11 protein-coding genes are annotated in these 13,656 nt (G+C 51.2%); 4 read left to right on the forward strand and 7 right to left on the reverse strand.

Translation table 11 applies throughout. From position 1 onward, the window contains the following. The first annotated feature begins 75 nt into the window (after window positions 1–75). From MPQ_RS12550 to MPQ_RS13590, 3 genes are all read left to right on the forward strand, one after another. Window positions 76–582, forward strand: coding sequence for a MarR family winged helix-turn-helix transcriptional regulator (locus MPQ_RS12550; protein ID WP_041362430.1), 507 nt, complete (start codon window positions 76–78; stop codon window positions 580–582). Then, complete coding sequence (locus MPQ_RS12555; RefSeq protein WP_148225299.1) at window positions 566–1,600, forward strand: DUF2628 domain-containing protein; 1,035 nt, start codon at window positions 566–568, stop codon at window positions 1,598–1,600. Before MPQ_RS12550 ends, MPQ_RS12555 begins: the two co-directional genes overlap by 17 nt. A 159-nt stretch (window positions 1,601–1,759) precedes the next feature. Beyond that, a complete protein-coding gene (locus MPQ_RS13590) occupies window positions 1,760–3,232 on the forward strand; it encodes a hypothetical protein (protein ID WP_013443338.1) in 1,473 nt (490 codons plus the stop codon). Between the two features lie 131 nt (window positions 3,233–3,363). Here the strand turns inward: MPQ_RS13590 and MPQ_RS12565 are convergent, their stop codons facing one another. The 4 genes from MPQ_RS12565 to MPQ_RS12580 are packed head-to-tail and all read right to left on the reverse strand — an operon-like array spanning window position 3,364 to window position 8,372. After that, window positions 3,364–5,733, reverse strand: a complete 2,370-nt coding sequence (locus MPQ_RS12565; protein ID WP_013443339.1) for a hypothetical protein — start codon at window positions 5,731–5,733, stop codon at window positions 3,364–3,366. 9 nt (window positions 5,734–5,742) lie between these two features. Next, the gene (locus MPQ_RS12570; RefSeq protein WP_013443340.1) at window positions 5,743–6,498 is read right to left on the reverse strand and encodes an ABC transporter permease; all 756 of its coding nucleotides are present in this window, start codon (window positions 6,496–6,498) and stop codon (window positions 5,743–5,745) included. Between the two features lie 3 nt (window positions 6,499–6,501). Further along, window positions 6,502–7,512, reverse strand: a complete 1,011-nt coding sequence (locus MPQ_RS12575; RefSeq protein WP_013443341.1) for an ABC transporter substrate-binding protein — start codon at window positions 7,510–7,512, stop codon at window positions 6,502–6,504. A gap of 29 nt (window positions 7,513–7,541) precedes the next feature. Beyond that, on the reverse strand, window positions 7,542–8,372 hold the full coding sequence (locus MPQ_RS12580) for an ABC transporter ATP-binding protein (RefSeq protein ID WP_013443342.1): 831 nt from the start codon (window positions 8,370–8,372) through the stop codon (window positions 7,542–7,544). Window positions 8,373–8,540: 168 nt separating this feature from the next. Here MPQ_RS12580 and MPQ_RS12585 point away from each other — a divergent pair, with 168 nt between their 5' ends. Next, on the forward strand, window positions 8,541–9,311 hold the full coding sequence (locus tag MPQ_RS12585; protein WP_041362433.1) for a GntR family transcriptional regulator: 771 nt from the start codon (window positions 8,541–8,543) through the stop codon (window positions 9,309–9,311). A gap of 117 nt (window positions 9,312–9,428) precedes the next feature. Here the strand turns inward: MPQ_RS12585 and MPQ_RS12590 are convergent, their stop codons facing one another. Genes MPQ_RS12590 through MPQ_RS12600 form a run of 3 tightly spaced genes read right to left on the reverse strand, consistent with a single transcriptional unit; the run spans window position 9,429 to window position 13,512 of the window. Continuing rightward, window positions 9,429–10,598 (reverse strand): DNA adenine methylase, encoded by a 1,170-nt coding sequence (locus MPQ_RS12590; RefSeq protein ID WP_148225300.1) that lies wholly within the window; start codon window positions 10,596–10,598, stop codon window positions 9,429–9,431. Further along, window positions 10,595–11,938, reverse strand: coding sequence for a hypothetical protein (locus MPQ_RS12595; protein WP_013443345.1), 1,344 nt, complete (start codon window positions 11,936–11,938; stop codon window positions 10,595–10,597). Before MPQ_RS12595 ends, MPQ_RS12590 begins: the two co-directional genes overlap by 4 nt. Further along, entirely contained in the window at window positions 11,935–13,512 is a 1,578-nt protein-coding gene (locus tag MPQ_RS12600; protein WP_013443346.1) for a DGQHR domain-containing protein, read from the reverse strand. The genes MPQ_RS12595 and MPQ_RS12600 overlap by 4 nt, the downstream gene beginning before the upstream one ends. Window positions 13,513–13,656: the final 144 nt, after the last annotated feature.

Consider the following 13,656-nt stretch of genomic DNA (forward strand, 5'->3'; position numbering starts at 1 on the left):
ATTTATCTCGATATCGAGATATAATCAGTCTGAGTAGAATTTATCTCGATGTCAAGATAAAATGTGAGGTAACAAATGTCCAAACCAGATGCTGTCGATGAGATTCTTGCGCAATGGCGCCGCGAGCGTCCTGATTTAGACCCCAGTCCGATGGGCCCTATCGGACGCCTTGCACGATGTGAAGCTTTGATTCGCCGCAAGCTGGATCAGACGTTTACACAATTTGGGATGACAAGCTGGGAATTTGATGTACTTGCCACCTTGAGGCGTTCAGGCAAGCCTTATTGCTTGGCACCCACGGCACTTTATTCATCATTGATGGTGACATCAGGCACCATGACCAATAGATTGCAACGATTGGAAGAGAACGGATTAATAGAGCGAGTAAAGAGTACTCAGGACGCACGCAGCACACTGGTCAAGCTTACCTCTCAGGGAATCAATATCATTGATAAAGCCGTCGAAGCGCATATCGCCACAGAGAAAGCCATATTATCGAGCTTGCCACCGAGCTCGCTGAAGCAACTCGATCAACATTTAGCTACACTGCTAAAAATGTTAGAAGGTGACGAAAGAAAATAACTCTGCTCGCGTACGCCACAAAAACCATCATAAAAACCAACGTAAGACTTTAAACAAAGGGGAAATTAAAATGTACTGTCCTGCCTGCGGCACTTTGAATGATATCTCAGCAGTATTCTGCCCGAAATGCGGTCATATGTTGCCAGCAGTCAACTCCTCTCAAACCTCGTCTTCTGAGCCAAGCATTGAGGAATACTACACCGCAGTTATCGGCTCCAAGAATACCGATTACTACCTGAAAAAATTTCATAAGTTTGACTCCATGGGCAAAACTAGCGCCAGTTGGCATTGGCCCGCATTCCTCATTACCTTCTATTGGAGTCTGTATCGCAAGATGTGGAGGAATGCCCTGATCTACTTTGTGTCCCCATATCTCATCGGCGTTCCAATCAGCATTTTGGCCGCTTTCGGCAAGAACTCACTCATCATCACGGCCATTGCTACCTTGAGCTACCTGATTTATGTCTTTGGCATGCTCATCCTTCCTGGCATGTATGGCGACGCACTTTATTATGAGCATTGCAAAAAACTGATCGAAAAAGTAAAAGCTTCCACACCAGACCCTCAGCGTCAGCTAGGAGAGCTAACAGGTAGGGGGGGCACAAGCGGCGCAATTTTATGGATTTTCATCATGCTGTTCTTTGTTGCGTTCATAGGCATTCTGGCGGCGATTGCCATCCCGGCGTACCAGAATTACATAACGCGGGCCAAAACCGCACACGCCTATCAATCGGGCATAGAAGCTGCAGAGTCGGTGGCAACCTACTACGCCCAGCATAAGGCCTTGCCTCTCACCATTTATGAAGCAGGTTTCTCCGGGACATTACCTGCAGAAGTCAGTGAGATACGAGTAGACCAGAAGAATGGAGCGCTCATCGTGAGGATGGCGCAGGCTCCCATCTCCGGTAAATCTTTTGCTCTATTGCCTTCCATGGAAGGGGACACGATAGCCTGGCGATGTATCAGTGAGGATATTTCGGAGGAATTTTTACCAATGAGCTGCAGAAAACAACGCTAACGATTTAAACTACATACACGTCTTTGCCACATCCATCGTGACGAAATAGGGCTGGGAAATATGAGATTAATTTCCCCTCTTAATTGCATTAAACAGGTAAACCGTCCATTGGCTTTTTTCAACTGAAAACATCAGCATGTGATAGTTCAAGGGGGAAATATGCGTTATCTGAAAACAGTATTTGTTGTGGCTTATATACTGATATTGACAGCTTGCGCGCCCGCGGACCCTTATTGGACGGTGAAGTGTGATCAGAAAGAAAACTATGCTGCCAATGGCGTGAGTTGCCCCAGCCAGGTCAGCCACAAGCTTTTAAAGCCAGGGGATGAAGGATTCCCCAAACCCACCACGCCGCACACCGATGCCCAGACAATTTCACCCGCCGATAGCAATTACTATCTGGGCGTGGTGGAGTTTGACGAATATGGCAACCTTTTCAATCGTCGACAATTAGAAGACTTAATGGCGCAACTTGCGCTCAAGGATGCGGAAGAAGGACCGCCCCTCATCGTGGTCTTCACGCATGGCTGGCATCACAACGCGGGTAAGCAGGATGGCAATCTGCTGTCTTTTGCAAATGACACCTTGTCTGAAATCGCGACACTGGAGAAAAAAGTCTACGGAAGCAAGGCCAGACCAGTGGTCGGGATTTATGTGGGTTGGCGGGGCGAGTCGATCAACGTGGAATACCTGAACAATGTCACCTTCTGGGACAGAAAGAATGTAGCGCATGCCGTGGGCGATGGCGGATTGCAGGAATTATTCGTTAAGCTAGATGAGTTTCGATATGCCCCCAGCCGCGCAGGCAAATCGCGACTTGTGATTATCGGGCACAGTTTTGGTGGAGCTGTTACCTATTCGACCCTGCATCATCACTTTGTTGAAAAGCTCTCCTCAGATCAGCCATTACATCCGATAGGCGATATGGTGGTATTGATTAATCCTGCATTTGAAGCCATGAAGTTAAAGCCCCTGCTCGATATTGCATGGTCGAAAGAAGAATATCAGCAAAGCACGCGCCCGATGCTGATGATAGTGACCTCTGAGGCCGATACGCCAACACGTCATTTTTTCAAAGCCGGCCGTACGCTCTCCACCTTATTCTGGGATTATCACTCGGCAGAAGAGCGCGCCCTGAATACAACCGCAGTCGGGCATTACGTGCCTTTTATTACGCATAGCCTGGTCACGCTCAAGGCTGGCCAGGAATGCAAGGACCAAGCCGCCGCGGAACCCATTGATAGAAATGCCGTGAATGTGGGTTTGCCGGCCAATAAATATTGCTTTGATGAAATCCGAAAAATGCAAATCAAGCAGGGCCTGCCGGACGATCTGGTGGCAAAACCGATATTGCTGACACGATGCGACAACCCCAACGACTGCACCAATATTGATGGCAAGCCGTTTCTACCCAAAGGCAGCTATGAGGAAGGCAAAGTCCCGGTCGGCACCCCCATCCTGAATATCCGCACATCGGCGGGGGTAATGGCGGGACACAATGACATCTGGAACCCCACCATGCGCGCCTTTATTGTTGAAGTGGTCAGCAGCTCTTTAATCAATCTGCCTCGTGCTAATCACGCGCCAGTGCCCACACGCCGGGACCCGGCCGTACCTGAGCGCAGTAAATAAAGCGAAGCCTGGATCATCCGACTGCTTATTTCAGTCGGATGATGATCAACACACCACTCGGCGCCAAGCGCTCTTTATGCTGAAACCGCTACCCGGCTTATTGCCATTGCGCATCCCTGATAACGGTGGGATCAAAACCGCACAAACAAGGCCGACGTCCATACGCGTGACTGATCGCGCTGTCTTGCCGTAATAAACAGCGGATGTTCGCGACTGGGGTCCAGTTTCAAGGCGTCGAGCTCAATCTTTCCTGACAACTCGCGTGGCAGGGGCTTATCCGTAACGCGTTCGATCACCACGTTCAACTCAGCCCCTGGCAATTGCTTTACAAGGGCTGATCTAGACAGCAAGTCATCACCATTCAGTTCAATAGCCACTTCTGGCGCATGCACATAGGCTTGCGGCTGCAGCGGGTCGCCGACTTTGATGTAGCTGTCGATGCGCGAAGAGAAGCTGATGTGGCAGCCACTCAGCTGGGAGAGCTGAATCTCGATGGTATCGCTGTCGCCATTGGTGTCGGTGCGAAAGCCGATGGTGGTGGCGTTTTCGCGCCAGCAGGCTTGCTCGGGGTGATCCAGTCCATAGGCGGTAAAATCCTGAATCACGGCGCCGCTGATCCTGATTTCCCCGGTCCAGTAGGCACCGCGATAGCGGTCCTTGATTCTGGCGCCACCGAGTTTGATACGGATGCGGCTGTTCGCCAGGCCGATTTCCTCATGCAGGTTACGCGTCCAGATGCACTGGTCGCCGTCATACAGGCTGACCTCTTCCCAGCCGCCATCGCCCAGCAGTTGATACTCCAGCGGAACAGAGGCATTGGTTTGGTAAGCATCGCCCATCAGATATTCGCCCTGGCGCAAGCTGGCAAAGCTGCGCTCACCGGTGGTGGCGAAGGTGTGCCGTGCGCGCAAGGCTTTGGCGACGCCTTCGCGGTCAAATGTTTCGGCCAGCACGCCGGTTAATCCGCCACGCGATCCAAACACCGCGGTGGCTGGCACGCCGCCGCCACAACGGCCCTGGTGTTCATCGCTATTGGCTGCCGCGCCTACGCGATAGCCACGTTGCAAGGCTTCGGCGTATACCCAGTGGAATTGCCCCCAGGCCGAGCTGACTTCGATCAGGCGCTCCAGTTCGGGGTGGTGCCAGTCCAGGTTGCACCGGCGTCCGCCCACATGCGGCATCATCAGATGGCCTTCAGGGTCGTGCGCATAGGCCGCATATAGATCATCCACCGGCCAGGCGCCGGGCTTCAGTGTGCCGTGGGTAAATTCGTTCCACTCGAAGGAGCGCACCATGCGGCCCTGATCATCAAACGGGAACAGCGGTTTGCTATCACGCAGGAACACGATATTACGATCGCCCCCCGCGCAGGAGTTGCCGCACCACTCGGTACCCGGGTAGCACACAAAGCGCCCCGGCTCATTCAGGCTATGGATAAGCGCCACCGCTTTATCCCAGCGCTGCTCGGTAATATTGAAATCATTGGCGGTATAGCCCAGCACATCGAGCCCGGCAATATCGCGCCCATAGCTCAGGTTGTAGAGGGTATCGTTAGTGCCCACCGTATCATCCGAATGCACATGCAGATCGGCATATAGCGGGCGCAATGTGCCAGCACGGCTGGATATATTCACGTAAGCATTGCCAGCTGCCACCCTGGCGTCATCCACCCTGGCTTGTATTTTCCATTCGCCCGGCGTCCCCAGCTGGATGCTGCCAAGACGCACCACCGCCCAGCCTTGCTCAGCCAGGGTAAATGGCAACTGGCGGGTTTCATTGCCCGGCCCCAGTAATTCCACTTGCCCGGTTAGCGGCAGCTGACGGCAGGTATTGCCCCACAGATCATCCGCCCGCACGATGATGTCGAAAGGCTCATCGCGATTCACCAAGCGCGGCGCTACAACATGCAGCCCCGTGGGTTCGCCGGGGATAATATCCAGCAGCACATCGCCGGGGACTTCGGCAAACTTGGAACTGCCGAGTGGATCAATAAAGAGCCGGAACTGGAAATCCTTCTCCACAAAACTTTGCACGCGCGTTCCTGCGCCACCCTGCCGACGGTCGCCCAAGCGGATGACGATGCGATCGCCCGGATTCAGATAGCCATCGACAATATCCACAATCACCGTTTTCTGAAAAGGCCGCTCATGCCCTTTCTGGTCAAAGCGGACCTTGAGTGCCTGCACCGTGGCCGGGCTTTGTCCTGGCACCAGCTCACCCGCGTGATATTCCGCGGAAATATAGTTGGCGGCCGTGGGGTCGCTGGTCTGGAACAAAGCCCAGTCAGAATAAAACTTGAATGCCAGCTTGAGCCAGGCGCCATCGGCCAGGCCAGAGCCACCCACCTCATAGGTCAGCTGCAGTTCCGTCCATTCCCCCGCCACGATCTCGCGCCGGTTGCACGTGAGGCTGCCCAGGAAAGGCTTGCTTTTGTTGCGCTCATACAGCCCTTGCGGGGCTATGTATTCACCAGCTTCAGTTTTTGGGTCAAAAGTGTTCACGATAATCCTTTAATGCGCACGCCAGGTTTGGTAGTGCTTTTCTAACCGTTTGAATACCAGGCTTTCCATCAGCCAGGCGATGAGGCCGATAATGACGATGCCCAGCAACACCTGATTGGTATTGCCAACTTGCCCGCCCATGGACACCATCCAGCCTATGCCTTTGGAAGCGCCTATCATTTCTGCCGCCACCAGGGCGCGCCATGCCTGGCTGAAGCCGATACGCAGCGCCGCAGTGAAAAAGGGCAGGGAGGCCGGCATGTAAACATGCACGATCATTTGCAGCGGTGTCGCTCCCAGCGTGCGGGCAGCGCGCACCTCGCCATTGCGTATGCTTTGTATGCCTTCCTGCATGGTGATCGCCATGGGAAACACCGCCGCAATGAAGATCACCATGACAATCGACCAATAGCCCAGACCAAAAATGATCATGGTCAACGGCGCCCACGCCACGGGAGGGATCGCCATAAACAAGCTATTGAGCGGCGAGATAAAGTCACGGAAGCGGCGGAATAACCCGGCCGTGGTACCCAGCAGCAATGCGACCAGCGTTGCCAGGGCAAAGCCACCGGCTTCTTCCAGCAGGCTGGCCTTTAAATGCTTGAGCAGGCTGCCATCGGCAATCCATCGCTGCGCTTCGGCCATCACCTCCCACGGCTGGGGCAGAATGTAGGAAGGAAACCGGCTCGCCACCAGCACCCAGCACAGCAGCAGAAAAGGCAGGGAAGCCCAGCCCCAGTTGAATTTTTCCAAAAGACGCATCATCAATTACCGCAGCGATTGCTCGGCTTTTTGCAGGTACGAAGTCTCGACCACCTGCTCAACCTTGAGCGGCTTGCTGATAAAACCCAGGGAAGACGAATAATCCATCAGCCGCTGGATAAACTGCAGATCGGCCGCATCCAGGCGCGAGGACCAACCCATGCGCTTGCGCGCCTCTTTCACAATATCTTCCGGCTTCACGGTCTTGCCATCCGCGCCCTGCACTGGCTCCAGCTTGAATGCTTCGGCGATGATCTGATTCGATTCGTCCGGGTGGGACTGCAGGAAGGCAATCGCCTTGAGGTGTGCGCGCAGCAATTTCACCACGTCGTCTGGCCGGTCTTGCAATACTTTGGGAACGCCGATAATCACGTACCAGGGATACTGCGGCAGGTCTTTATTCACATCCAGAATGAGCTTGCTGGTGCCGCGCAACAGGGATTGGCTGACAAAGGGCTCCCATGAGAACGCCGCATCCACGTCACCATGCTCCAGCGCGGCGTTCATATTGCCGGGCGGCATCGCCACGATGGTGAGATCCTCATCCGGGTCCAGCTTGGCCTTTTCTTTCAGCACATAGCCGCGCAGCAGCACATCCATGCCACTGCCCTTGGCCACACCAGCCAGCTTTTTATTGCGCAGATCTGCCACGCTGTTGATCGGGCTTTTTGCGTTGGCAATGACGGCCGCCTGGCCGTAATTCACTTGCGCCAGGATTTTGCTCTTGAGACCGCGCGAGAACCAATGGTAAACCGGCGGCGAACCCACATACGCAATATCCAGATCCCCGGCTGCCACCGCTTGTTGCAGCAGCGGACCATCCGTAAAGGGCTTGCTGTCGACATTCAGCCCTTCTGCCGCATAAAAGCCCTTTTTCTCGGCAATCACGGCGGGCGCATTCGCCATGGCATACACCCAGCCTATGCGCAGGGGTTTTTCCTCCGCGGCGGCCGATAAGGTGGACAGGGATAATACGGCGAGCGTAAGCAGGCTGGTAATCACGGTTTTCTTGATCATTTTTGGTATTTTCTAATCGGGAAAAGAAGTTAAAGAACACTCAGATTGGCATGGACCACGTCTGAGATTTCCTCCATCAGCGCGGTGCGGTACTCAACAAAACGGGGAAGTTTGCGCGTGTCGAGATTGGTGCGCGGACGCGGAATATCGATCGCCAACTCGCTATGAATACCGCCGGGCGCGATTTCCAGCACCACTACCCGGTCCGCCAGAAAGATGGCTTCGTCGATATCATGGGTAATGAACACCACGGTTTGGCCCAGCTCGGACCACAAACGCAAGGTCTCTTCATTGAGGTTATTGCGGGTAATCGCATCCAGCGCTGCAAACGGCTCATCCATCAACAGCAAGGCAGGCTCAAGCGCCAGCGCACGGGCGAGCGACACGCGCTGCTGCATGCCGCCTGAAAGCTGGTAAGGCAGCTTGTCGGCAGCCTGATCCAGCCCCACCAGCGCGAGGTAATGCAGCGCTTTTTCCGTTTGCTCTTTGGCATTGAGGTGGTTTTGCATGCGCAGGCCAAAGCGCACGTTTTCCAGCACACTCAGCCAGGGAAAGAGCTGCGGGGATTGGAACACATAGCCCAGCTCGGGCATTTCCGGACGCACTGGCGCACCGTTAATCGTGATCGTGCCTGAGGCCGGTTTCTGAAAGCCGGAAAGCAGATTGAGCAGCGTGGTTTTGCCACAACCGGAAGGCCCCAGCAGCACAATGAACTCACCCGGTTTGGCGTGTAAGGAAAATGTGCGAAAAACCTCATGCCCATTCGGATAAGAAAAATTGATACTATCGACGGACAAGGCTGCCGCAGGGCGTTGCACAGCCTGTGAATGGGCCCCGCTGAGGCCGTGGTGATTTGTCATCTACGATCAACCCTGTAAAATTCAACCGAATAATACAAGTTAATACAAGATGAATAAAATATTAAAAACTTATATTGTTATAAGTAATTATCCCGCCCCTGTCTCCAGTAGCGAAAATGGGATTGCATGCTGCCGTCATCATCGACAAAGTGAATTGGGACTAACACATTGAAACCGTCATCTTCCACCTTGGCGCGCGAGAATGCCGCCTCTCTTTACTTGCAAATAGCATCGCTATTGCATGAGGAGATCAACCGCGGCGTGTATGACCCCTCTGGCAAGCTGCCCTCTGAGGCCGCCTTGTGCCAGCGGTTTTCCGTTAGCCGCGTCACCGTCAGACTGGCGCTGGATAAACTCACGGAAGAAAATGTAGTCGAGCGCAAGCAGGGCAAAGGGACCTTCGTCGCCGGCAAACAACTACGCCATGGGCTCGATACCCTGCGCAGCTTTCACGAGTCGCTGGTCATTCAGGGCTTGAAACCGGAGATGCGCATCCTCTCGCGCCATATCGTCCACACGCCTGACAATGTGCGCAACTCACTGGGCGTCAATATGGAAAGAAGCCTGCTGCTGGAACGCCTGCATGTGGTCGACGGCGAGCCGATTGCCCTGGGCAGAAGCTATTTGCCAGTCGAAGTGGAAACCCTCAGCTGGGAGCAAACCGAGCAGCAACCCACCTACGCGATTCTTGAATCCCTCACCGGCTTGCGCGTAGTGCGCGCCGATATTGGCATCAGCGCTCAAGCCGCTGACAAACCGCTCGCCGATAGCCTCAAGATCACCGTCGGCATGCCTTTACTGGTCATGCGGCGACTCTCGTATTTATCCAATGAAGACTGCTGCGACCATTCGGTGTTCTACATTCGGCCGCAGCATTATGAGTTTGTGATGAGCAGCTATTTCAAGCCCGTGCAGAATGGAACTGCCGCACGCGGATAGCCTTGCCTAGTGAGATGTTCGTAAGAATCTACTGGACTTAATTGCTTTAAAGAAGATTCTAAAGATCGTTTTTTATAAAACCTCAACAATTAAATAGCTGATAGGCGAGACCCTGCTTTAGGGTATAAAGGATATGATTGATTCATTGCAAAGCTGACGTGCTTGTCGATGTTTCTTGTTTCCACCTAAAGTGCTGAAATCACTTATAGTTTCCTCCACATGAACATCTGAAAACAGAGTACGGCCATAATCAATGAAATCGCTCGCATCCAATCCGTTGCTAGCTCCTTTCGTTGGAAAAGTCAGAATCAAAATCAACTTTTTCTCTGAACATATGTCCAGTAACTGCCTAGCCGCTTCTGGCGAAGTCGTTCTCTTGCTAAAAGCCGAAGATGGTCGATCAACTATAGAGGGATAGCGCCCTTTACCCTCGGGCTCGAATTCAACTCCACGCGTTATGGTTTCAAGAGCATGATAAAAACGACTGTAATGAACGCCAGAGTATGGAGGGTCAGCGAATACAAGATCTCCCTCATTTAGGCGACCTATTGTTTTTCTGAAATCGCCAACGACACCTTTGCCCTTAACAATTGCAGAACGTTTAGCAATTTCCTCTACCGCATCCCGAACGAGATTCCAAGGATTGCGCTTCCAAGCTTCAATGATGTATTTAGCAGAAGATGAGGTTGGCTGAAAAGGCTGGGCGGTATGCCCTGGAGCGGCTGCCGCTCGACTAACGGCCTCAACCAAGGCTGCTAAAGCAATCTTTCGTTTGTCTGGCTCGGAGGGCAAAGACTGCCTAAGAGCGTCAAAAACAAGCGCTTGGACGGGCGAATAATAGTGACCTCCGTAAGCTTTTGAAATTGGCCAAGCGCCTTTCAAATCGCTGAAAACCACAGGAAGTACTTCGCTACAGAAACTCCTGGACTGAGTAACAACTTGCTTAATTTGCTTGGGCTCAGTGAGATTAGGTTCAATGGAACGCAAATTGTTAGGGAAATGGCCTGCAACTTGGTCAACAACAGTAGTGGCTTTCGCGAACCACGATTTAATCATTGATTCCGGATCTAAAGAAGCAGTGCGTTCAACGATAGCTTTTGCCCTAGCTACCGCGAACGATTGAATGTCACCAGAGATGATCTCTTTATCCGTATTTTCTGCGAGGAACCACGACACAGCAGCTGAGCCACAAAAGGGATCTGCTATTTTTGCTGCGCCATTGGCATAATGAAGAAGCACATCTCCCAAAATTGGAAGCATCTTGCCCTTGTGGCCCATATATTTCATGAAACTAGCCCCCACACCACGGCAAGCTCAAAACTCACTATTTGATTCATGACTTCAGGCTGAGCCTTACGCCACTCGCCAAGAGATGTATTAGGTAATGCCGTTGAGCGCCAAGCATCAGCATCCAACAGATTTGCCTCAATATCGCTCCAAAGATCTATAGGATCATTAGGAAGATCAGAGGCAGGGCCGTCGAAACGAACTTCACATAGTCGACGCCAAAAAAACTCCAGTTGCTCCTGCGAGTATCCTGCATTTACAAGATGCTTTCGCGTAGATCCCGTCGCCAAGAAAAGCAGCAATGCAGCTCTTGACGATACTTGAAAAGCACAGTCGGCATGATCAACATCGGAGCATTCTTCGGAGAATACCAAGGGCTTTGGCTCCACCGTGCTCGTCAAGAAAGCTTGCCAATTACTAGCAACTGACGGAGCCATGCCCAAGTTTGATTGAAGATCAGCAGAGGTTATGGGCTTCCCGCTGGAGCTGACTATTTTTTTGAGCAACTCTTTCTCAAGCTGTGGAAATTTCCCACCTGCTGTTGGTTCCAAAAGCCTCCACAGATCTGATATAAACTCAATAGCATTCGGAGCATTGGGGGCGGGAGGTAGCCGAAACTCTGAGGGACGATAACTTGCCATGTTGCGAGACTCATGATCCTCATTAAGTCGTGTCAGATCAGTTCCCCAAGTTGTCAACCATTCCTTTGATATGAATCTTGTTGGGGTTGGAATATGCAACGCGTTTAGCCATTGCTGCAATGAATAGCCATCAGGCATCACAAGCTCTTCGATAAGGTCTGCAGCTCGCTTCAGCGAGCCCCAATGATAGAGAAGAGGCCATACAGCTTTATGAGTACCTGCTCGTTGTTGAATGAATTTTTTCTTCTTCTTGTTCCACCCTTTGATCATTTTTAAGGGAGACGTTGAAAAACCACTTTGATCAATAAGCGGATGATTTTGGTTAAATATCCCAATACCCTCACATGCAAGCAGGGACATTGCTGCGCGAAGTTCAGCATAATACGAGAAATGGATTGCGGCGCTTAAATCTCCTCTAAGAATTGCGTCGCTAGCCCGAGCAAGATAGGACCATCCATCAATCAAATGTGCAGGGGCAGATGCTGATATGTATTCAATTAGTGCTGAGTGATCTACCCTATTCTTATCTAGGTCACGATCATAAGTATTTGTAGCAGCAACTCTGTATCGGTTTGCGATATCAAGCCAACAATCGTTAATCCCATTGGCAGCGCATCTCGCAAAATACATTTCTACAGCTTTACGCGAGGCGAGCCTCACCCTTGTTTTATCTGGGTTAAAAAGCTTGCATGCTTTCATTTATACCCCAGGCGTATTAATACGTCGTTCGCTGTTTTGCCAACTAATCCTTTATTAGAACAAAGATGATCTAAAAGCTCCTTGCGTAGCTCCTTGTATCCACTACTACCCCGAAATACCAGTTTTGCTTTGCGCTCATCTTCAGACAACCCGGTTGTAGAAGAAGTACGCCAGTCGTAATCTGCAAGGCTTTTTGCCAAATCGTCGATAAAGCTCGCAATATCAGTTTTTCTGAAGGACGCCAATGCCATGGCCTGAGCCTCATCTTCGGTCGCGGAGAGCCTTTTTGCTTTTGTCCCCTCATACACAGACTCCCAAGTCCACTCCCGGAGCTTCAACTGCCCCTCTGCTACAAAAAGAAGATCATTGACTATGAATAGGAATCCTCGAATTCCTTGATCTGTAGCTAGTAGAGAGTTTTCGCCAAACATTGCGAGATCATCACCATCCTCAAAAAGACTTGGATGGCTTGCATTTCTTAATGCCTCAGCCCAAGGCTTTGATGATTGCGCAATAGCCTCTCGCAGTGCAGATCCGGAATATATCAGCAGTGCTGCTTGCATTGGTCGATTCCATGGCAAGAGCAAATCATTCTGGTTTTTGCTTGCCCCAAAAAGCCCTCCGATCTTCGATGAGTTGCTGTCCCATTGCTTAACAAAGGTTGCCATAAGAGATCTAATCCAAGCAGCTTGGGTCACCATAGGCACTTGTCTTTCACGATCTTGCTTTTTCTCACCAAGCATATTGATTCTATCGTGCCAAGGACTGCATTCACTTGCCCATAGTGCTTCTACGAGTTCCTGACACCTTGTTTCTCGATAAATTGAATGTCCAGCAAACTGGTCTAACCAGTCTTCGCGTCTTAATAGTGGATAAAGATCAAATGCAAGAGAGCGATTGATCTTTTTGGGAGTGATGTTGACCGACCAAAACAAGTAAGCTTGCCAACTGCGATCCAAATCAAAAAAGGCAACTACTGGTAACTCATAATTATCACCAGGATCATAACCATCAAAAGCCCAAAGCCTATGCTGGCCATCAATTACTTCCAGCGGGAAAACCGACTCCGGCTCCCATGTAGCACCATCCGTGTAGCTTTCAGGAAAGTGAATAAAGGAAACCTCGCCACGCTCTTCAATAGAGACCAAATCATGAACGGCAATTTCTTGCCCATTTCTTGAGGCTGATGGTGGAAGAATGTTGACTAAAATAGCAGTAGGTAACCAACCGGGCTTTTGAAGATTGCTTGCTCCCGGCGACTCTCGCCGGGATTCAGTCATTTCGCACCAAGGGTAACCAAACTTGACGAATTCCCTAATTATTTGAGAGCGAGCCTCATCATGGCCGCGTTGTACATTGGGGTCCTTAGAGCGGGCAAGTTTTCCTCTTGTTGAGCGTCTATATACACCTGTTAAAGCTTTCAAATCTTTTGCTTTAATTGAGCAAAGCAAAAAATGAGGTAATGGCTTTGCTTGTTGTGAACTCTTGTCGAACTCGATCGAATCCCATTCCGGAAGCCACTGTCTAACATGTATGGCCGGGGCATATTTTTTTGTGGAAGTTTTTTGTGTCACGAACTTACCCTTTCGCTCCAGTATGATCTTTCATTAACAACAGCAACCCGAATAGTACATTGACATGTCAGTTCAATGAAATACAACATGCCCCAGAATCTAGACCTAAAGATTTAGATTGCCATGTTCAACATCACGTAGATG

Origin of the sequence: Methylovorus sp. MP688 (assembly GCF_000183115.1) — a bacterium.
In the GTDB taxonomy this organism is placed as follows: domain Bacteria; phylum Pseudomonadota; class Gammaproteobacteria; order Burkholderiales; family Methylophilaceae; genus Methylovorus; species Methylovorus glucosotrophus.